This is a genomic window from Pseudomonas sp. GL-R-26 (assembly GCF_019947365.1).
Classification (GTDB): Bacteria; Pseudomonadota; Gammaproteobacteria; order Pseudomonadales; family Pseudomonadaceae; genus Aquipseudomonas.
On the sequence record NZ_JAGYGI010000016.1, the window covers coordinates 119644 to 139279 of the forward strand.

Below are 19636 nucleotides of genomic sequence, written 5' to 3' on the forward strand. Positions count from 1 at the left end.
GACGGCTATGGTCGGAAATTACGCGTAACCCATGTGGGAGCGGGCTTGCTCGCGAAAGCGATACATCAGTCGACATTGATGTCGACCGACACTCCCTCTTCGCGAGCAAGCCCGCTCCCACAGGGTTATTCGTCGTCGAAGTTATAGCTACCTGGCGCGAGGTTTTCGAAGCGCGTGTATTTGCCAATGAACGCCAGCCGTGACGTACCGATCGGGCCGTTCCGCTGCTTGCCGATGATGATCTCGGCGATGCCTTTGTGCTCGGTCTCCGGGTGATAGACCTCATCCCGGTATACGAACATGATGACGTCAGCATCCTGCTCGATCGCTCCGGATTCCCGGAGGTCGGAGTTGATCGGGCGCTTGTTCGGGCGCTGCTCCAGGGAACGGTTGAGCTGGGACAACGCCACCACCGGGCAGTTGAACTCTTTGGCCAACGCCTTCAAGGAACGGGAGATTTCGGAAATCTCGTTGGTCCGGTTGTCGCCGGCGGAACCTGGGATCTGCATCAACTGCAGGTAGTCGATCATGATCAGGGCGACGTCGCCGTGCTCACGCACCAGTCGACGGGTCCGTGCGCGCATTTCCGATGGGCTGATGCCAGCCGTATCGTCGATGAACAACTTGCGATCGTTGAGCAGGTTGACCGCCGAGGTCAGGCGCGGCCAATCGTCATCGTCCAGGCGGCCGGCACGGACCTTGGTCTGGTCGATACGGCCCAAGGACGACAACATACGCATGATCAGCGATTCGCCTGGCATCTCGAGCGAGTAAACCAGTACGCACTTATCGCTGCGCAACACGGCATTTTCCACCAGGTTCATCGCAAAGGTGGTTTTACCCATGGAAGGACGGCCGGCAACAATGATCAAGTCGGCCGGTTGCAGGCCGCTGGTCTTCTCGTCGAGGTCGGTGTAGCCAGTGGACAGGCCAGTGATGGCGTTATCGGTGTTGAACAGGGTGTCGATGCGGTCGATGGCTTTGGCCAGCAGGTCGTTGACGCCCACCGGGCCACCGGTTTTCGGCCGGGCCTCGGCGATCTGGAAGATCTGCCGTTCGGCTTCGTCGAGAATCTCTTCTGCCGTACGGCCTTCCGGGTTGAACGCGCTGTCAGCAATTTCGCTGGCGATACCGATCAACTGCCGCAAGGTCGCTCGCGCGCGGACGATCTGGGCATACGCCTTGATGTTGGCGACAGACGGCGTATTTTTTGCCAGCTCACCCAGGTAACCGAGGCCACCGACTTGCGAGGTCTGACCTTCCTTGTCCAATTGCTCGGCAAGGGTCACGACGTCGATCGGTGAGTTCTGATCGGCCAGTTTGGCGATCGCCCGGAAGATCAGGCGGTGGTCATGCCGATAGAAATCGCCGTCCGACACTTGATCGAGCACGCGTTCCCAGGCGTTGTTGTCCAGCATCAAACCACCGAGCACGGCCTGTTCGGCCTCGATGGAATGCGGCGGCACCTTCAGGGCAGCGGTTTGCAGATCGTATTGCTCGGGAGCGGAGATATCGTTCATGGCCACTTGATTCTTGGTGATAAAAAAACAGGGGTCGCAGAAAGACAAAGGGCACGACCTGTAAACAGGATCGTGCCCGATGTTACCGGCAAGCACCCGAGGGTACCAGCCGACAAGTGCTGCTTAAGCTGCTACCACGACAACGCGTACGGTGGCTTCAACTTCGGCGTGCAGGTGCACGGCCACGTCGAATTCACCTACGTTACGGATAGTGCCGTTCGGCAGACGAACTTCGCTCTTCTGCACTTCAACGCCAGAGGCGGTCAGTGCGTCAGCGATGTCGTGAGTACCGATCGAACCGAACAGCTTGCCTTCGTCGCCAGCGGTGGCAGTGATAGTCACTTCCAGCTCGGCCAGTTGGGCAGCGCGGCTTTCAGCCGAGGTCTTGCGATCTGCTGCAGCTTTTTCCAGCTCAGCGCGACGCTCTTCGAACGCAGCCAGGTTGGCCGGGGTCGCAGCGGTAGCTTTGCCGTAAGGCAGCAGGTAGTTACGACCGTAACCAGCCTTAACGTTCACTTTGTCACCCAGGTTGCCCAGGTTGGTGACTTTTTCCAGAAGGATCAGTTGCATGTGAAAATCCTCTTAACTTTTAACCTTCACCGTTCGCGTTATCGGCATCTTTCGGTGCCGAACGACCGCGAAAATCAATCAGGCTGTCGACGATGGCCAAGACCACCAGCAACGGATAGATCAGTTGCATGAACAGCAACAGCGTCACGTACAACCCCACCAGCCAGAACCTGGCCAGTCGCTTCTGCGCCACCAGCCCGTGAATCAGGGCCAGCCCGGCGAACACCAGCGGTACGCTGCACAACGGCGTCAACATGGCCATCTGCGAACCGAGATTCGGCCCCAGAAGCATGCACGCCAGCAGCAACATCGCCGGCAACAGCGGGAAGCGGATGGCGCGAAACTCGCGACCAAAACCGCCCGGGTTGTACAACAACGCCTGCCAGTAACGCCCGACAAGCAGGCTCAGCAAGCTGACGATTTGCAACAATGCCGCAATCAGGCCGGTCAGGACCGGTGCAATCAGGGACGCGAAACGCGCTTGTTCGTCTACCGACAACTTCTGGTAGACATCGCCGAGTAGCGACGGCATGACTTTGATCAAAGCCTGCGCCAGCATCTCGATCTGGGGAGCAAAAGCTGTCCCCAACACCACTGAAAACACCACTCCCATCGCTATGCTGACCAGCAGCACGCGGTTCCAGGACTCGCTTGCGCGCAAAACCAACGCAAGGCTCGCAGACCCCAGCAGCACCAGAAGTGCCCGTGGGTCGTCGGAGTAAAGCCACCAGGCCAATGCCGGCAGCAGTCCCAGAGCAAGAACGCCCAGGGCGTCCCTCAATCCGCGCCGCAGGAGCACAAGGCATCCGGCGGCAGCACCCAACCAATACAACAACGGCAATGCCGCGCATCCAGCCACTACGAGAGTGGCCTGCATACGGCCGCGCATGATGAACTCAGCTATGGCCCGCATGCATTCAATCCTTTGCTACGTGTCGACTGCCCGGTCTCAGCGGCCGTGGCTGTCGGTGTAGGCCAGCAGGGCCAGGAAGCGGGCGCGCTTGATAGCGGTGGCCAGCTGACGCTGATAACGAGCTTTGGTACCGGTGATGCGGCTTGGAACGATTTTGCCGGTCTCGGATACGTAGGCTTTCAGAGTGTTGAGATCTTTGTAATCGATCTCTTTCACGTCTTCAGCGGTGAAGCGGCAGAATTTACGACGACGGAAGAAACGTGCCATGTAATTGGCTCCTTAAAAGGTCCGTGGATTACTCGTCAGCGTTATCGCTGTTGTCGCTGTCATCACTATCAGCGCTTTCAGCGCCTTCGTGCTCAGGACGGTCGCGACGCTCACGGCGCTCACTGCGGTTTTCTTCAGCCTTGAGCATCTCGGACTGGCCGGTAACGGCTTCGTCGCGACGGATGACCAGGTTACGGATCACTGCATCGTTGTAGCGGAAGTTGTCTTCCAGCTCGGCCAGGGCCTTGCCAGTGCACTCAACGTTCAGCATCACGTAGTGAGCCTTGTGAACATTGTTGATTGCGTAGGCCAGTTGACGACGGCCCCAATCTTCCAGACGGTGGATTTTGCCGCCGTCTTCTTCGATCAGCTTGGTGTAACGCTCAACCATGCCGCCGACTTGCTCGCTTTGATCCGGGTGGACCAAAAAGATGATTTCGTAATGACGCATGAATGCTCCTTACGGGTTGTAGCCTGCCGCTCAAAAGCGGTCAGACAAGGAGTGAATGACACTTATGGACTTGCGGACGCTAGACACGTTGGTGCCTGCCATCACAGCAAGGGGCGCAATTGTAGAGAAGGGGCGAGGGAGGCGCAAGGTAATTGGTGATTATTTGAACAGCCACCCATTCATGCCTTGCCAAAAAACACTGTAGGAGCTGGCTTGCCCGCGAAAGCGGCATTACATCCAACATAGTTGCTGAATGTTACTCCGCCTTCGCTGGCAAGCCAGCTCCTACATTGGGGCGCGTGTGGATCAGGACTTCTTGGCAGCAGCCTTGGCCTTGACGCTACGCTGACGCTGCGCTTCGAACAGGCAGACACCCGTCGCCACGGAAACGTTGAGACTGCTGACGCTACCGCCCATCGGCAGGTTCACCAGGTAGTCGCAATGCTCGCGGGTCAGGCGACGCATGCCCTTGCCTTCGGCGCCCATGATCAGGATGGTCGGGCCGGTCAGGTCCTGGTCATACAGGCTGACCTCAGCTTCACCGGCCGTACCGACAACCCACAAGCCACGCTGCTGGAGCTTTTCCAGGGTGCGCGCCAGGTTGGTCACGGCAACCAGCGGAATCACTTCCGCCGCGCCGCAGGCGATTTTTCGTACAACCGGAGTCAGGGTCGCCGACTTGTCCTTCGGCACGATCACTGCCAGCGCGCCCGCCGCATCGGCGGAACGCAGGCAGGCACCGAGGTTGTGCGGATCGGTCACGCCGTCGAGCACCAGCAACAACGGCGCGCCGTCGGTGCGATCGAGCAACTCGTCGAGCATCGCCTCACCCCAGACCTGGCTCGGACTCACGTCCGCGACCACACCCTGGTGCACACCTTCAACCCAGGCGTCCATTTCGCGGCGCTCGGCCTGGCCGACCTGGACCCGGTTTTCGTTGGCCAGTTCGATCAGCGTCTGGACCCGAGGGTCATTGCGACCTTCGGCCAACCAGATCTGCTTCACGCGTTTCGGGTGGTGACGCAACAACGCTTCTACAGCATGTACGCCGTAGATCTTTTCCAACTGACTCATGGCTTGGCCTTAGGTTTACGCGCCCCGCCACTCTTGGCTGGAGCCGAGCCCGCTTTTGGCGGGCCTTTACGATGTTTGCTCGGTTTGGCTGGCTTGCCGCCGACGGCCTTGTCAGGCGTCGACCGACTGGTCTTTCCCCCAGACGCCGCTTTACCGCCGCTTTTCGCACCGGCCAGCAACGCCTGTTTCATTTCACGACTTTTGCGCACTTCGGCGTTTTTCGCCGCCGCATCGCTCGGGCGATAGGCTTCTACAGCCTTTTCCTTGGCAGGACGACGGCCGGTTTTCGCCGGGGCCGGCTCTGCTTCGACTTTCGCCGCGGGGGCGGTGCTTTCGGCGCCACGTTTCTTGCGGCCGATCGGCGCGCTGATGGTCTTCTCAGCCATCTCGAAGTCGATCTTGCGTTCGTCGAGGTCGACGCGCATGACTCGCACTTCCACGGTATCGCCCAAGCGGAAGCTGCGACCGGTACGCTCACCGGCCAGGCGGTGGTGCACAGGATCGAAGTGGTAGTAATCGCCCGGCAGCGCGGTGACGTGCACCAGGCCTTCGACATAAATGTCTGTAAGCTCGACGAACAGACCAAAACCGGTCACGGCGGTGATCACACCCGGGAACGATTCGCCAACGCGATCTTTCATGAACTCGCACTTGAGCCAGTTCACTACGTCGCGGGTCGCTTCGTCGGCACGGCGCTCGCTCATCGAGCACTGCTCGCCGAGCTGCTCCAGGGCCGCTTCGTCGTACGGATAGATACGCGCTTTCGGAATGGTCATCGCACCGGCACGGCGAACATGCGGGGTGTTCTGCTTCGAATGGATCACGCTGCGGATCGCCCGGTGCGTGAGCAAGTCCGGGTAGCGGCGGATCGGCGAAGTGAAGTGGGTGTACGCCTCGTAATTCAGGCCGAAGTGGCCCTGGTTGTCGGCGCTGTACACCGCCTGGCTCAACGAACGCAGCATGACGGTCTGGATCAGGTGGAAATCCGGACGATCCTTGATACCGGCCAGCAGTGCCTGGTAATCCTTCGGCGACGGGCCGTCCTTGCCTTTGTGCAGGGACAGGCCGAGCTCGCCAAGGAACGCGCGCAGCTTTTCCAGACGCTCCGGTGGCGGACCATCGTGAACGCGATACAGCGCAGGGATTTCGTGCTTCTTCAGGAATTCGGCGGTGGCCACGTTGGCCGCCAGCATGCATTCCTCGATCAGCTTGTGCGCGTCGTTACGTATAGTCGGACGGATTTCGGCAATCTTGCGCTCGGAACCGAAGATGATCCGGGTTTCCTGGGTTTCGAAATCGATCGCGCCACGCACATGGCGAGCCGCCAGCAATACCTTGTACAGCGAGTAGAGCTGCTTGAGGTGCGGCACCACGTCGGTGTATTCGCCGCGCAACTTGCGCGCTTCGGTGGCTTTCGGCGTCTCCAGCATCGCGCTGACCTTGTTGTAGGTCAGACGCGCATGGGAGTGAATCACCGCTTCGTAGAAGCAGTAGTCGGTCATTTCGCCGGTTTTGGAGATGGTCATCTCGCAAACCATGGCCAGGCGATCGACTTGCGGGTTCAGCGAACACAGGCCGTTGGACAACTGCTCAGGCAGCATCGGAATCACGCGTTCAGGGAAGTACACCGAGTTGCCGCGAACCTGGGCCTCGGCATCCAGCGCCGAACCGAGTTTCACGTAGCTGGATACGTCGGCAATCGCCACGTACAACTTCCAGCCGCCGGAGAACAGACGCAGCTTGCCCGGACGGGCTTCGCAGTAGACCGCATCATCGAAGTCGCGGGCATCTTCGCCGTCGATGGTGACGAACGGCAGATGACGCAGGTCGATGCGCTTCTCTTTGTCTTTCTCTTCGACTTCCGGCTTGAGCTTGCCGGCTTCCTTGAGCACAGCGTCAGGCCAGATGTGAGGAATATCGTAGGTGCGCAGGGCGACATCGATCTCCATGCCCGGCGCCATGTAGTTGCCCACGACTTCAACCACGTCGCCTTGCGGCTGAAAGCGTGGCGTCGGCCAGTGAGTGATCTTCACTTCGACGAACTGACCGATCTGCGCGTTGGCGTTACGACCTGGCGTCACCAGCACTTCCTGCTGGATTTTCGGGTTGTCGGCAACCACGAAACCGATGCCGCCCTCTTCGAAGTAGCGGCCGACAATGGTTTCGTGAGCGCGGGACACCACTTCGACGATCATGCCTTCGCGACGACCACGACGGTCCAGACCGGAAACCCGGGCCAGCGCACGGTCACCATCGAACACCAGGCGCATCTGCGCCGGGCTCATGAACAGGTCGTCGCTGCCGTCGTCCGGCACCAGGAAGCCGAAGCCATCGCGGTGACCGCTGATGCGGCCCAGGATCAGGTCGAGCTTGTCCACCGGCGCATAAGTGCCGCGGCGGGTATAGATGAGTTGAGCATCGCGCTCCATGGCGCGCAGACGGCGGCGCAGGGCTTCGATCTGGTCTTCTGTGGTCAGACCAAACTCTTCGACCAGTTGCTCGCGGTTAGCAGGCGAACCTCGATCAGCAAGGTGCTGAAGGATCAGTTCACGGCTAGGAATAGGGTTTTCATATTTTTCCGCTTCACGAGCGGCCTCGGGATCGAGGGACTGCCAATCGGCCATTAGAGAGTTTTCACCTTGTCTATATGCGGGTTAGTTTGGCATAGGCGTAATGAAACGGGAAATTTCAGGCTAAGACGCCCCTTCTAAAGCCCTGTATCGACACCGCAAAGCTGTTTTGAAGACCACTGGCGAAATTTTCCAGGTTTTTTTGACCCTGGGGGTTTACAGTTAAAAAGACGCTCCGTATAGTGCGCGCCATCGACGACGGACAACGTTGCCGATACTGCCCAGATGGTGAAATTGGTAGACACGCCAGCTTCAGGTGCTGGTGACCGCAAGGTCGTGGAAGTTCGAGTCTTCTTCTGGGCACCAATTTCGAGCTTGAGATTAGTTCAATTTCAAGGCTCACACAAAAACCCGCGAAAGCGGGTTTTTGCATTTTTGACCACTGGTTTATTATTTTTAGAATCAGGGGTTTACAGATCAAAACGCTCTCCGTATAGTGCGCCACATCAACAGCGGCAACGCTGAAGATGAATGCCCAGATGGTGAAATTGGTAGACACGCCAGCTTCAGGTGCTGGTGACCGCAAGGTCGTGGAAGTTCGAGTCTTCTTCTGGGCACCAATTCAAATTCAAGGTTACGACCTTGGATTTCACAAAAACCCGCGAAAGCGGGTTTTTGCGTTTCTGGCATTTGAAAATGCTCGAACCACCACCATTCATGTGGCGAGGGGGCTTGCCCCCGTTGGGTCGCGAAGCGGCCCCTTGTATTCTTTCAGACTCATCGAGTCGCCTGAACTTGCGACTGCTTCGCAGCCGAACGGGGGCAAGCCCCCTCGCCACAAAAGCCCCCCATTTACCGCACTTACCAAACGCCCTTCAACATCGCAGCGCGCATTTGAGAAACAATATCGTTTATCATTGTTGCAAGTTTTTGCAATGCGACAGTGAGGAACCCTGCGAATGATGTTTCGAAATACCCTGCGCCGCGGCTTGACAATCACCCTGCTCGGCCTGGCACTGGCCACTCCCCTCACCCAAGCCGCCGATCCGGTTGCCCTGACCCTCTACAACGGCCAGCACAAAGAAGTCGGCGACGCGGTCGCCAAAGCTTTCGAAGCCAAGACCGGCATCCACGTCAATGTGCGCAAAGGCAGCAGCAACCAGCTCGCCAGCCAGATCGTCGAAGAAGGCAATCGCTCCCCCGCCGACGTGATCTACACCGAAGAGTCGCCACCACTGAACAAACTCGGCGAACAAGGCCTGCTGGCCAAGACGGATGACGCCACGCTGGCCGTTCTGCCCAAGGAATACGTCGCCGGCAACGGCACCTGGATTGGCGTGACTGCCCGGGTGCGCGTCGTTGCGTTCAACCCCAAGCTGATCGATGAAAAAGACCTGCCGACCTCGGTGATGGAATTCTCCGATCCGAAATGGCAAGGCAAGGTCGGCTTCGTACCCACCAGCGGTGCCTTCCAGGAGCAAGCGGTAGCGATCATCAAGGTGCACGGCATGGACGCAGCCGAAGAATGGCTGACCGGTCTGCGCGCATTCGGCAAGACCTACAGCAACAACATGGTCGCATTGAAAGCAGTGGAAAATGGCGAAGTCGCCACCGTGCTGGTAAACAATTACTACTGGTTCGCCCTGCAGCGTGAAAAAGGCCAGCTCGACTCGAAACTGCATTACTTCACTGGCGGCGACGTCGGTGGACTCATCACGGTTTCCAGTGCTGCCGTGCTCAAATCCAGCAAACACCCCAAGGAAGCACAGCAATTGCTCGCCTACATGGCCAGCGAGGAAGGCCAGCGCGTGATCACCCAGACCACCGCCGAATACCCGCTGCACAAAGGCATGGAATCAGATCGCGGGCTCAAGCCATTCAGCGAACTGGAAGCACCAAAAGTCACGCCTGCCGACCTCGGCAACGCCGAAGAAGCGCTGGACCTGGAACGTGACGTTGGCCTGAATTGATGGGCGCCTCACTGTCCGCGCATCACGCATACGCACCACGACGCAAGCGGCCGTCTATCTGGCTGATACTGCCCGTGTTGCTGTTGGTGGCGCTCAGCCTCCTGCCTCTGCTGTATGTCGGCCTGAAAGCCTGGCAGGCAGGCTGGGCAGAAGCACTGCATTTGCTATGGCGACCTTATGTGTTCGGCCTGCTGCGCAACACACTCGCGTTGATGATCGGGGTCACCGTTGTTTGCGGGGTAATCGGCTTGTCGCTGGCCTGGTTGCTGGAGCGCAGTAATCTGCCGGGCCGACGATTGTGGGGCGTGATCCTCTGCCTGCCGTTCGCCGTTCCGGCCTTTGTCAGCAGCTTCACCTGGGTTTCCCTCAGCGCTCATTTTGAGGGACTTGGCGGGGCGATCCTGGTGATGAGCCTGTCCAAGTACCCGCTGATCTTTCTGCCCGTGGCGGCGACCCTGCGCAACCTTGACCCGTCCCTCGAAGAGTCCGCGCGCACGCTGGGGCAGAATCGTTGGGGCGTATTTTTCAAGGTCACCCTGCCCCTGCTCTGGCCTTCGCTGCTGGCGGGTTCGTTGCTGATTGCCCTGCACATGCTGGTGGAGTTCGGCGCCTTGTCGATCATCGGCCTGCAAACCTTCACCACGGCGATCTATCAGCAGTTCGAGCTGGAGTTCAGCAATGCCAACGCGGCGATGCTCTCCGCCGTACTGCTGATGTTGTGCCTGGCGTTGCTGTGGCTGGAGCTGCGCGTTCGCGGCAAGGGTCGACACGTACGCACCGGCCAAGGTGCGGCGCGACGCGCGGAACAGGTTCAACTGGGCCCCTGGGCAGTGGCGGGACAGCTTTATTGCCTGCTACTGGCAATCATTGGCAGCGGGATTCCGCTGGGCATGCTCGCCTACTGGCTGGCAGTGGGATCATCGGCAGCCTTTCCCGTGGCGGCAATCGGCGAGGCATTGATGTCATCCCTCGCACTGTCGCTGGGTGGCGCTGCACTGTGCCTGGTGCTGGCGGTGCCGGTCGGCCTGCTGGTCGTGCGCTACAAAGGCCAACTGGCGATCTGGGCCGAGCGCCTGCCGTATCTGCTGCATGCGCTGCCGGGACTGGTCATTGCCCTGACCCTGGTGTATTTCGCCCTGCACTACGTGCCGATGCTTTACCAGACTTCGGCATTGCTGCTGATCGCCTACGCCCTGCTGTTTCTGCCACTGGCCCAGGCGCCAATCCGCACCGCCCTGAACAAAGCAGCACCGCAGCTTGAGGAGGCCGCTCGCACACTGGGAGCCTCGTCATTCAGCGCCTTCTACCGAGTGACGCTGCCGATTATTTTCCCGGCGTTGGGGGCGGCGTTTGCGTTGGTGTTCCTGGATGCGATGAAGGAACTGACGGCGACCTTGCTGTTGAGCCCCACCGGGCTGAACACCCTGGCGACGGAAGTCTGGGCGCACACCGCGAATGTGGAGTTTGCGGCGGCTGCGCCTTATGCAGCGTTGTTGATATTGGTGTCGGGGTTGCCGGTCTATTTGCTCACGACCCGGATGTATCTGAGCCGCTGACAAAGCAAAAGATCGCAGCCTTCGGCAGCACCTACAGAGAAACGCAAAGCCCCCTGTGGAGCTGCCGAAGACTGCGACCCTTTGATCTTTTAAGCCCTGAACTGCCCCAGGCTCGCCTTCAACTGCGCCGCCAGACCATCAAGCACCTTGCCGCTCGCCGTGGTCTCCACGACAGCTTGCGCCGCTTTCTCGGCCTGGGCGTGAATGGTCTGGACCCGCCCCCGCACTGCCTGCGCGCCCTGTGCCTGATGCGCCGCCGCCTGGGTCGCCAGACCGATCGCCGCATGGACCTGCTCGACCGATGCCTGCACCGATTGCTGCAACCGCGCACTGTCACGCAGCACCAGCAAACCCTCACTGGCCTGGCGCCCGGCCTGACCGATTGCCGCCACCGCTTCACGCGCACCCTGCTGCAACGCCACGATGTGCGCCTGAATATCGCCGGTGGAGCTCTGCGTCTTGCTCGCCAGCGCCCGCACCTCATCGGCCACCACCGCAAACCCGCGCCCGGTCTCGCCGGCACGTGCCGCTTCAATCGCCGCGTTCAGCGCCAGCAGGTTGGTTTGCTCAGCGATGCCATGGATCACCGTCAGCACCACCTCAATCTGTTCACTTTGTTGCGCCAGCCGCTCGATGACTTGCGCCCCGGTGTCGACCTGACCGGCCAACGCCTCGATCAGGCTGCCGACTTTCGCCGAGGTCCGGGTGTTTTCATCGGTGGCCTGACGAATGTCCACCACCTGCTTCAGCGCCGCCTGCATGGCATGGCTTTCCGACTGGGCTTCATCAGCCATTTGCGACAGCGCGCGCAAACTCTCCGCCACCTCGTCGCGCTGCATGCCAGCCGCCGCATCCGCACCGGCGTTGCGCAAGGTCATGGCACCGATTTCCACACCGGTACGCTGGGCTACATCGCCCGCCTCGCGCACGATCGGCTGCAACTTATCCACAAAGCGATTGACCGCCGAGGCCATGTCACCGATTTCATCCTTGCTGTTGATCTGCACACGCTTGGTCAGATCGCCCTCGCCCGCCGCCAGGTCATCCATGGCAACGATCAGCATTTTCAGGCGATTGACCACTCGGCGACCAAGCACCACCGCCAACAAAAGCAGGACACCGAAGCCCACCACCGCCAGGCACACGCCGATGCGCCAGCGCAGTGTCGTAGCGGCTTCCTGCACGGTGCTGGTGGTATTGGCCTTCATTTCAGCCGCCGTGGACTGCGCCGACTGCAGGCGCGAGCGCATGGCCGCTGCGCTGTCGGCGGCCGCGCCCTTGAGGCTGTCGCCCACCAGTTGATCGCTGCTGGCGATCAAGGCCGAGAAGCGCTTGTCGAGGGCCGCCAAGTCAGTCTCCACCGAAGCCGTCGAGACCCCCATCAGGACCTTGCCGATTTCTACGCCGTTAGGATTGATCGGGGCCTCGATGTAGAACACCGAAGGATCGTTCTTCGCAGCATCCAGCACCTTGTCCAGCGCACGCTCGCCCTGGCCTTTTTCCAGCAGCGCCTTGTTGATCGGGTTTTCCCGGTTGAGGTAGCGCGTCAGGTGCTGGCCGGTGGCGTCGTCATACACCACGAACAGCACATTGGGATTGCGCTGGGCCCGGCGGGCGAACTCGGAAAGTGTCGGAACGTCGTTGTCCCACATGGCGCGGGGCGCGACGGAAGCCAGAAGCTGCGCCATGTCGCTGGCGGAGTCCTTCAGGTCTTTTTCCAGCGTTGAGCGCAACTGCGCCTGCTCGTCCTTCAGTCGCGAGGACAAACCGGCCGTCAGGCGTTGACGCGTGCTGGTGGAGAGGCTGTCGAGGCTCGACGTGACTTCGCGCCCCGCCTGCTCAAGCTCAGCGGAAAGCTTTTGGCTGTCCGCACCCAGGCGCATGCCCAGATCGGCTTCCAGCGCGGTCACCGTGCTCCGGGTCAGAGCGACAGCCACCAGCACCTGCACCAAAAGGGCGATACCAAGGGTAACGAACACGGGCCGCAACAAACGGCTTTGTAACAATGAGAGAACGGCCGACATCTGAAATCCCTCTGCTTTGGCGCCATTAAATTGATAGCACGCCGGAAGCAATGCTTTTTTTTATGTTCACAGCAAAGGTCATGCCGTCCAACAGGCATAAACGACAAAGGCCCCAATTAAGGGGCCTTTGTGTTTTACATCAACGGCTTATTAAGCAAACGGATGGCGCAGAACGATGGTTTCGTTGCGGTCCGGGCCCGTCGAAATAATGTCGATCGGCGCGCCGATCAGCTCTTCAACGCGCTTGATATAAGCACGGGCGTTGGCTGGCAGCTCTTCCAGGGTTTTGGCACCCACGGTCGATTCGGTCCAGCCCGGCACTTCTTCGTACACAGGCTGCAGGCCCACGTAGCTGTCAGCGTCAGTCGGGGCAACGGCCTTGCCTTCTGCATCTTTGTAGCCGACGCAGATGTTGATGGTTTCCAGACCGTCGAGTACGTCCAGCTTGGTCAGGCAGATGCCCGAGATGCTGTTCACATCGATAGCGCGACGCAGGATAACAGCGTCGAACCAGCCACAACGACGAGCACGGCCGGTAGTCGCGCCGAACTCGTGACCTTGTTTGGCCAGGTGCGCACCGACTTCGTCGAACAGCTCCGTCGGGAATGGACCCGAACCTACACGCGTGGTGTAAGCCTTGGTGATGCCCAGGATGTAGTCCAGGAACATAGGACCAACACCCGAACCGGTAGCAACGCCGCCAGCGGTGGTGTTAGAGCTGGTCACGTACGGGTAGGTACCGTGGTCGATGTCCAGCAACGAACCCTGGGCGCCTTCGAACATGATGTCTTTGCCAGCGCGACGCAGGTCATGCAGCTCGGCAGTCACGTCCAGCATCAGCGGCTTGAGCAGCTCAGCGTATTCTTTGCATTCGGCCAGGGTCTTGTCGAATTCGATGGCTGGCTCTTTGTAGTAACCCACCAGCATGAAGTTGTGGTAATCCACCAGCTCACGCAGCTTGTCTTCAAAGCGCGGCATGTTGAGCAGGTCGCCCACACGCAGGCCACGACGTGCAACCTTGTCTTCGTAGGCCGGGCCGATGCCGCGACCGGTGGTACCGATCTTCAGCTCGCCACGGGCCTTTTCACGGGCCTGGTCCAGCGCAACGTGGAAGGACAGGATCAGCGGGCAGGACGGACTGATACGCAGGCGCTCGCGCACTGGCACACCTTTTTCTTCCAGCTTGGTGATCTCGCGCAGCAGAGCGTCAGGTGCAACCACCACGCCGTTGCCGATCAGGCACTGCACGCCTTCGCGCAGCACGCCCGACGGGATCAGGTGCAAGACGGTTTTTTCGCCATCGATCACCAGAGTGTGACCAGCGTTGTGGCCACCCTGGTAGCGCACTACGGCGGCAGCATGTTCGGTCAGCAGATCAACGATCTTGCCTTTGCCCTCATCACCCCATTGGGTGCCCAGGACTACGACATTCTTACCCATAACACTTGTCCTCATTCGCGCAAACTTGGTGCCGGCGGCGGCCGGCAGGAAAACTCAAGAAGCCAGTGGCGATACTTGCCAAAGCCCGTTCTGCTGAATCAATTGCCGGTCGCAGTCCGCTTCACGGGCGGCGGCCAAAGGTTGTCCAGGCAAAGCCTGAACGACACGCTGACCCTCGCTGCGCAACTGGCAAACCTGCTGCCAGAGTGCCGCATCCGTACTGTCAGGCATCCAGATACCGCCAGACGGTAGCTCGATCTCAGCACGCCCCAGGGTCACCAGGGTTTTCAAATCGGTGGAAAAGCCGGTCGCCGGACGGGCGCGACCGAAGTCGGCGCCGATGTCGTCGTAACGACCGCCCTGGGCAATGGACTGGCCAACGCCCGGCACGAACACGGCGAACACCACACCGGTGTGGTAGTGGTAGCCACGCAGCTCGCCCAGGTCGAAATACAGCGGCAGCTCAGGGAAACGCACGGACAGCCGCTCGGCAATCGCCAGCAAGTCGTCCAGCGCTGCCAGAACAGGGGCCGGCGCCTTGGCCAAGCGCTCGCGGGCCGCAGCCAGCACTTCACGATCGCCACACAGATCAACCAACGCCCGCAGCATGCCCGACAGATCGGCAGGCAAGCCTTCGGTCAAGGTAATGACCTCGTCGATGGCCTTACGTTGCAAGGCATCGAACAACTGCTGCTCGACTTCACCGGACAAACCGGCGGCACGGGCCAGGCCGCGATAGATGCCAACATGACCGAGGTCCATGTGCACATCCGGCACATCGGCCAGTTGCAGCATGGCCAGCATCAAGCTGATGACTTCGACGTCGCTGCTCGGACTGCCGTCGCCGTACAACTCGGCACCCAGTTGAATCGGGCTGCGCGAGGACGACAAGGCGCGAGGCTGAGCATGCAGGACACTACCGGCATAGCACAGGCGGCTTGGGCCTTCACGGCGCAGGGTATGCGCATCGATGCGCGCCACTTGCGGCGTGATGTCGGCACGGAAACCCATCTGACGGCCCGATTGCGGGTCGATGACCTTGAAGGTGCGCAGATCCAGGTCCTGGCCCGCGCCGGTCAGCAGGGATTCCAGGTACTCGATATGGGGAGTCACGACAAACTCGTAACCCCAGCTCTGGAACAGATCCAACACCTGACGACGCGCGATTTCAATACGCGCAGCTTCCGGTGGCAGTACTTCTTCGATGCCATCTGGCAGAAGCCAGCGGTCTACCGTTGCCATTACGCCTTCCCCTATCTCCGGGCGACCAGCCTGTCGGCGAGCCTTGAGTGAAGCAGAAAATGATCGGCTTGCGCACAAACCACGCGCATGAGCGACGGAGCGAAAAGCCCTTCTACCGGCTTCGCCAACCACTTTCCTCGAAAAACTGTCGAGCCAATCGGCCCGGCATCTGCTTTAAAACAGCAATCAAACATGCAGACGCAAAAAAGCCGGGAATTTCCCGGCTGCCGCATCATACACACGTTTTCCCAAAGGATCACCCCGCCAGAGGTTTTAGCCGCCCGGCGGGGGATAATTCAGGTCAACGCCGTATCAAGGCTTGGCTTTTTCCAGATAGTGGAAGAAGTCGCTGCTTGGGTCGAGGACCATGACGTCGGATTTGTTCGCGAAGCTTTCACGGTAGGCGCGCAGGCTACGGTAGAACGCGTAGAACTCCTGATCCTGACCGTAGGCCTTGGAGTAGATCGCAGCAGCCTGGGCATCACCGTCACCGCGAACCTCTTCGGATTCACGATAGGCTTCAGCCAGCAGCACACGGCGTTGACGATCGGCGTCGGCACGGATGCCTTCGGCCAGTTCGTTACCCTTGGCGCGGTGCTCGCGAGCTTCACGCTCACGCTCGGTGCTCATACGTTCGAACACGCTGCGGTTCACTTCTTTCGGCAGGTCGATGGTCTTGACCCGAACATCGACCACTTCGATTCCCAGCTCTTTCTCGGCCATCTTGTTCAGCGAAGCCGTGATATCCGCCATCAGCGCATCGCGCTCGCCGGAAACCACTTCGTGCAAGGTGCGCTTACCGAACTGGTCACGCAGGCCCGATTCCAGACGACGGGACAGACGCTCGTCGGCGATCTGCTTGAGGCCGGAAGTCGCGGTGTAGAAACGCTCTGCGTCCTTCACGCGCCACTTGGCGTAGGCATCGACCATCACGGCTTTCTTTTCCAGCGTAAGGAAGCGTTGTGTCGGTGCATCCAGCGTCATCAGGCGTGCGTCGAATTTACGCACCTGGTTAACGTAGGGCACTTTCACATGCAGGCCTGGCTGAACATCGGTCTGGACCACGCGACCGAACTGCAGCAACACCGCACGCTCGGTCTGAGCCACGATGTAGAAGCAGTTCCAGGCAGCGATCGCCACGACGACGCCGACAATAAGGGCGATCAGCGATTTATTGCTCATCAGCGACTCTCCCTGGTACGTGCTTGCTGTTGCTGCAGATCTGCTGCCGCACGCGCATTCGCTTCATTGCCGGTGGCTGCCGCACTGGTCACCGGAGTGCCGGTGTTGCGACCACTTTCGACCATCTTGTCCAGCGGCAGGTACAGCAGGTTGCTCTGGCCGTTCTTGTTGCCGGTCACGAGAACCTTGCTGGTGTTGCTGAAGACTTCCTGCATGGTGTCGAGGTACAGACGCTGGCGGGTGACTTCAGGAGCCTTGCGGTACTCGGCGACCAGCTTGGTGAAGCGATCGGCCTCACCCTTGGCGCGCGAGACGGTCTCGTCACGGTAGCCATTGGCATCCTCAAGGATGCGCTGGGCCTGACCACGAGCTTCCGGCACGACGCCGTTGGCATAGGTTTCGGCCTGGTTGCGCGAACGCTGCTCGTCTTCCCGCGCACGGATCACGTCATCGAAGGCTTCCTGCACTTCACGCGGTGCCGCTGCGCTCTGTACGTTGACCTGGGTAACGGTGATACCGGTGCGATAGGTGTCCATGAAGCGTTGCAGACGCTCCTTGATCTCGCTGGCCATCAACTCACGACCTTCGGTCAGTACCTGGTCCATCGCGGTGGAACCCACCACATGGCGCAAGGCGCTGTCGGTCGCGTGCTGCAGGCTGATTTCCGGCTGATCGACGCTCAGCACGAAGTCCTGCAGGTTGCTGATCTTGTACTGCACGGTCAACGGCACTTCGACGATGTTCTCGTCTTCAGTCAGCATCTGGCCCTGTTTGGTGTAGGCACGCTCACGCGTGACGTTCTCCATGTACTTCTTGTCGATCGGCGGGAAGTAGATGTTCAGGCCCGGACCCACGGTTTCGTAGTACTTGCCGAAGCGCAGCACCACGGCCTGCTCCTGCTCGTCGACGACATAAACCGCGCTGTACAGCCAAACGGCGGCCAACACGACCAGACCGATGCCGAGCAGGCCGCCAAAGCCGCCACTCTTGCCCGGACCACCGCCGTCGTCGCCACCACGTTTCTTACCGCCACCGAACAAACCGTTCAGGCTTTCCTGCAGCTTTCGGAAGGCCTCGTCGAGATCCGGTGGCCCCTTGCGGTCGCCGTTGTTACGACGCTTGCCACCCCAAGGATCCTGATTATTCGAGTTGCCACCCGGCTCATTCCAAGCCATAGCGCTCTCCATCTGATAAAGCAAAGACGCACCCACGGCGCGCCGACCAATGCTACAGAATGCCTGTCACCACGGCACAACCGCTTTCCCAGGCTTTTATTGCAAAGTGTGTTGCTCGATGAATTCCATCGGCTGCAATCCCTCGCGGCTTACCAGTCGATTCAACTCGACCCGGGGCAAACGAACGGCCAGCAAACTGATGCCTTCTTCGTCGTGCTCTTCTTTCTGCACCGCACCGAGTTCGAAGAACTGCGCACGCAGTCGAGCGAATCGTTGCGGCAAGCGCAAGGTACCGACAAACAATTCACTGCCCAGTAACTCGGCAATGGCTTGCTCAAGCAATTCCAGACCACTGCCATCACGCGCCGAAAGCCAAACTCGTTGGGGCTTGCCGTTTTCGTCACGCTGGATTTGTGGCTCAACGCCTTCAAGCAAATCGAGTTTGTTATAGACCTCGAGGATCGGCAAGTCCTGAGCACCAATCTCGCCGAGCACCACCATTACCTGCTCGATCTGCAACATGCGATCTGGTTCGGCCGCATCGATCACGTGCAACAACAGATCGGAGTTGCTCGACTCTTCGAGGGTAGACCGAAATGCTTCGACCAGTTTGTGGGGCAAGTGGCGAATGAAACCCACAGTGTCCGCCAGGACAATCGGCCCCAGATCGTCTATATCCAGACGACGCAGGGTCGGGTCCAGCGTGGCAAACAATTGGTCAGCTGCGTAGACGTCGGATTTCGTCACGTTATTGAAGAGCGTGGATTTACCGGCGTTGGTGTACCCCACCAGGGACACGGTAGGAATATCCGCACGCGATCGGCCACGGCGCGACTGTTCTCGCTGGCTGCGCACTTTCTCCAGCCGACCCTTGATCTGCCGCAGGCGAACCCGCAGCAAACGGCGGTCGGTTTCCAGCTGGGTTTCACCCGGGCCACGCATACCGATACCGCCACCTTGGCGCTCAAGGTGAGTCCAACCACGAACCAGCCGGGTGCTCATGTGGTCAAGCTGGGCCAGTTCGACCTGGAGCTTGCCTTCATGGGTACGGGCGCGCTGGGCGAAAATATCGAGAATCAGACCGGTACGGTCGATCACGCGACACTCGAAAACACGTTCGAGGTTACGTTCCTGACTGGGTGTGAGGATGTGATTGAAAATCACCAGATCGGCCTGTTCGGCTTTGACCAGGTCGCGCAGCTCCTCGACCTTGCCACTGCCAATCAGGGTCTTGGCGGTTGGCCGATGACGCGGCACGTTGAAAAACGCGACGGTCTCGGCACCCGCCGAATTAGCCAATTCCTGAAACTCCTGCGGATCTTCGCGCGCCTCAGGGTCCTGTCCATCCAAGTGAACGAGGATTACTCGCTCACCACCACCGTGGCGCTCAAAGAACAAAGGAGACTCCTATCAGGCGTTACCTGGCTCAGCATCACCTGCTTCTGATTCGGTTGCGCTAGGCAGACGAATTGGACGAACCGGCACCACTGTAGAGATAGCGTGTTTGTAGACCATCTGGCTGACGGTGTTTTTCAGCAGGATAACGAACTGGTCGAAAGACTCGATCGTGCCTTGCAGCTTGATACCGTTGACCAGGTAGATGGACACCCCAACTTTCTCTTTACGTAAAGTATTCAAGTAAGGGTCTTGTAGCGAATGCCCTTTTGACATGTGCCGCACTC

The 19636-nt window shown here is 59.7% G+C and carries 16 protein-coding genes and 2 tRNA genes; 4 read left to right on the plus strand and 14 right to left on the minus strand.

The features are described from left to right. Positions 1–125: 125 nt before the first annotated feature. The 7 genes from dnaB to rnr form a co-directional block, all read right to left on the minus strand. Complete coding sequence (dnaB, locus tag KGA96_RS18200; protein WP_046039841.1) at positions 126–1520, minus strand: replicative DNA helicase; 1395 nt, start codon at positions 1518–1520, stop codon at positions 126–128. A gap of 123 nt (positions 1521–1643) precedes the next feature. Beyond that, on the minus strand, positions 1644–2090 hold the full coding sequence (rplI, locus tag KGA96_RS18205; protein ID WP_046039839.1) for a 50S ribosomal protein L9: 447 nt from the start codon (positions 2088–2090) through the stop codon (positions 1644–1646). 19 nt (positions 2091–2109) lie between these two features. Next, positions 2110–3003, minus strand: coding sequence for a hypothetical protein (locus tag KGA96_RS18210; protein WP_046039838.1), 894 nt, complete (start codon positions 3001–3003; stop codon positions 2110–2112). Between the two features lie 36 nt (positions 3004–3039). Beyond that, positions 3040–3270, minus strand: a complete 231-nt coding sequence (rpsR, locus tag KGA96_RS18215; protein WP_002551829.1) for a 30S ribosomal protein S18 — start codon at positions 3268–3270, stop codon at positions 3040–3042. Between the two features lie 28 nt (positions 3271–3298). Then, positions 3299–3721, minus strand: coding sequence for a 30S ribosomal protein S6 (gene rpsF, locus KGA96_RS18220; RefSeq protein WP_008048087.1), 423 nt, complete (start codon positions 3719–3721; stop codon positions 3299–3301). A 306-nt stretch (positions 3722–4027) separates the two neighbouring features. Next, positions 4028–4795, minus strand: a complete 768-nt coding sequence (gene rlmB / locus KGA96_RS18225; RefSeq protein ID WP_095946402.1) for a 23S rRNA (guanosine(2251)-2'-O)-methyltransferase RlmB — start codon at positions 4793–4795, stop codon at positions 4028–4030. After that, positions 4792–7419 (minus strand): ribonuclease R, encoded by a 2628-nt coding sequence (rnr, locus tag KGA96_RS18230; RefSeq protein WP_223514133.1) that lies wholly within the window; start codon positions 7417–7419, stop codon positions 4792–4794. The genes rlmB and rnr overlap by 4 nt, the downstream gene beginning before the upstream one ends. A gap of 225 nt (positions 7420–7644) precedes the next feature. On the opposite strand from rnr, the gene KGA96_RS18235 reads away from it, so the two are divergent. From KGA96_RS18235 to KGA96_RS18250, 4 genes are all read left to right on the plus strand, one after another. Continuing rightward, positions 7645–7731: transfer RNA gene (locus KGA96_RS18235), tRNA-Leu, on the plus strand. A 167-nt stretch (positions 7732–7898) separates the two neighbouring features. Then, positions 7899–7985: transfer RNA gene (locus KGA96_RS18240), tRNA-Leu, on the plus strand. A gap of 339 nt (positions 7986–8324) precedes the next feature. After that, positions 8325–9335, plus strand: coding sequence for an extracellular solute-binding protein (locus KGA96_RS18245; RefSeq protein WP_046039834.1), 1011 nt, complete (start codon positions 8325–8327; stop codon positions 9333–9335). Beyond that, positions 9335–10891, plus strand: a complete 1557-nt coding sequence (locus KGA96_RS18250) for an ABC transporter permease (RefSeq protein ID WP_223514135.1) — start codon at positions 9335–9337, stop codon at positions 10889–10891. The genes KGA96_RS18245 and KGA96_RS18250 overlap by 1 nt, the downstream gene beginning before the upstream one ends. Positions 10892–10980: 89 nt before the next feature. On the opposite strand, the gene KGA96_RS18255 is transcribed toward KGA96_RS18250, so the two are convergent. The 7 genes from KGA96_RS18255 to hfq all read right to left on the minus strand — a co-directional run bounded on the left by KGA96_RS18255 (position 10981) and on the right by hfq (position 19625). Continuing rightward, a complete protein-coding gene (locus KGA96_RS18255) occupies positions 10981–12915 on the minus strand; it encodes a methyl-accepting chemotaxis protein (protein WP_046039831.1) in 1935 nt (644 codons plus the stop codon). A 150-nt stretch (positions 12916–13065) separates the two neighbouring features. Continuing rightward, positions 13066–14355 carry an adenylosuccinate synthase gene (locus tag KGA96_RS18260; protein ID WP_046039830.1) on the minus strand — a complete coding sequence of 430 codons (1290 nt, stop codon included), beginning with the start codon at positions 14353–14355 and terminating at the stop codon, positions 13066–13068. Between the two features lie 54 nt (positions 14356–14409). Then, positions 14410–15597 (minus strand): ATP phosphoribosyltransferase regulatory subunit, encoded by a 1188-nt coding sequence (locus KGA96_RS18265; protein WP_046039828.1) that lies wholly within the window; start codon positions 15595–15597, stop codon positions 14410–14412. Positions 15598–15909: 312 nt separating this feature from the next. Then, positions 15910–16779, minus strand: a complete 870-nt coding sequence (gene hflC / locus KGA96_RS18270) for a protease modulator HflC (RefSeq protein ID WP_046039827.1) — start codon at positions 16777–16779, stop codon at positions 15910–15912. Then, on the minus strand, positions 16779–17954 hold the full coding sequence (hflK, locus tag KGA96_RS18275) for an FtsH protease activity modulator HflK (protein WP_046039825.1): 1176 nt from the start codon (positions 17952–17954) through the stop codon (positions 16779–16781). The genes hflC and hflK overlap by 1 nt, the downstream gene beginning before the upstream one ends. A gap of 96 nt (positions 17955–18050) precedes the next feature. Beyond that, the gene (gene hflX, locus KGA96_RS18280) at positions 18051–19352 is read right to left on the minus strand and encodes a ribosome rescue GTPase HflX (protein ID WP_046039823.1); all 1302 of its coding nucleotides are present in this window, start codon (positions 19350–19352) and stop codon (positions 18051–18053) included. 12 nt (positions 19353–19364) lie between these two features. Continuing rightward, positions 19365–19625: an RNA chaperone Hfq gene (gene hfq, locus KGA96_RS18285; RefSeq protein WP_007902656.1), complete on the minus strand. Its 261-nt coding sequence runs from the start codon at positions 19623–19625 to the stop codon at positions 19365–19367. Positions 19626–19636 lie beyond the last annotated feature (11 nt).

Excerpts from the sequence above, each read along its gene's own strand:
- KGA96_RS18210 (WP_046039838.1), bottom strand. The coding sequence starts at position 3,003 with ATGCGGGCCATAGCTGAGTTCATCATGCGCGGCCGTATGCAGGCCACT.
- rpsF (WP_008048087.1), bottom strand. The coding sequence starts at position 3,721 with ATGCGTCATTACGAAATCATCTTTTTGGTCCACCCGGATCAAAGCGAG.
- KGA96_RS18260 (WP_046039830.1), bottom strand. The coding sequence starts at position 14,355 with ATGGGTAAGAATGTCGTAGTCCTGGGCACCCAATGGGGTGATGAGGGC.
- KGA96_RS18250 (WP_223514135.1), top strand. The coding sequence starts at position 9,335 with ATGGGCGCCTCACTGTCCGCGCATCACGCATACGCACCACGACGCAAG.
- rlmB (WP_095946402.1), bottom strand. The coding sequence starts at position 4,795 with ATGAGTCAGTTGGAAAAGATCTACGGCGTACATGCTGTAGAAGCGTTG.
- KGA96_RS18245 (WP_046039834.1), top strand. The coding sequence starts at position 8,325 with ATGATGTTTCGAAATACCCTGCGCCGCGGCTTGACAATCACCCTGCTC.
- rnr (WP_223514133.1), bottom strand. The coding sequence starts at position 7,419 with ATGGCCGATTGGCAGTCCCTCGATCCCGAGGCCGCTCGTGAAGCGGAA.
- KGA96_RS18255 (WP_046039831.1), bottom strand. The coding sequence starts at position 12,915 with ATGTCGGCCGTTCTCTCATTGTTACAAAGCCGTTTGTTGCGGCCCGTG.
- rplI (WP_046039839.1), bottom strand. The coding sequence starts at position 2,090 with ATGCAACTGATCCTTCTGGAAAAAGTCACCAACCTGGGCAACCTGGGT.
- hflK (WP_046039825.1), bottom strand. The coding sequence starts at position 17,954 with ATGGCTTGGAATGAGCCGGGTGGCAACTCGAATAATCAGGATCCTTGG.
- hflC (WP_046039827.1), bottom strand. The coding sequence starts at position 16,779 with ATGAGCAATAAATCGCTGATCGCCCTTATTGTCGGCGTCGTCGTGGCG.
- dnaB (WP_046039841.1), bottom strand. The coding sequence starts at position 1,520 with ATGAACGATATCTCCGCTCCCGAGCAATACGATCTGCAAACCGCTGCC.
- KGA96_RS18265 (WP_046039828.1), bottom strand. The coding sequence starts at position 15,597 with ATGGCAACGGTAGACCGCTGGCTTCTGCCAGATGGCATCGAAGAAGTA.
- rpsR (WP_002551829.1), bottom strand. The coding sequence starts at position 3,270 with ATGGCACGTTTCTTCCGTCGTCGTAAATTCTGCCGCTTCACCGCTGAA.
- hfq (WP_007902656.1), bottom strand. The coding sequence starts at position 19,625 with ATGTCAAAAGGGCATTCGCTACAAGACCCTTACTTGAATACTTTACGT.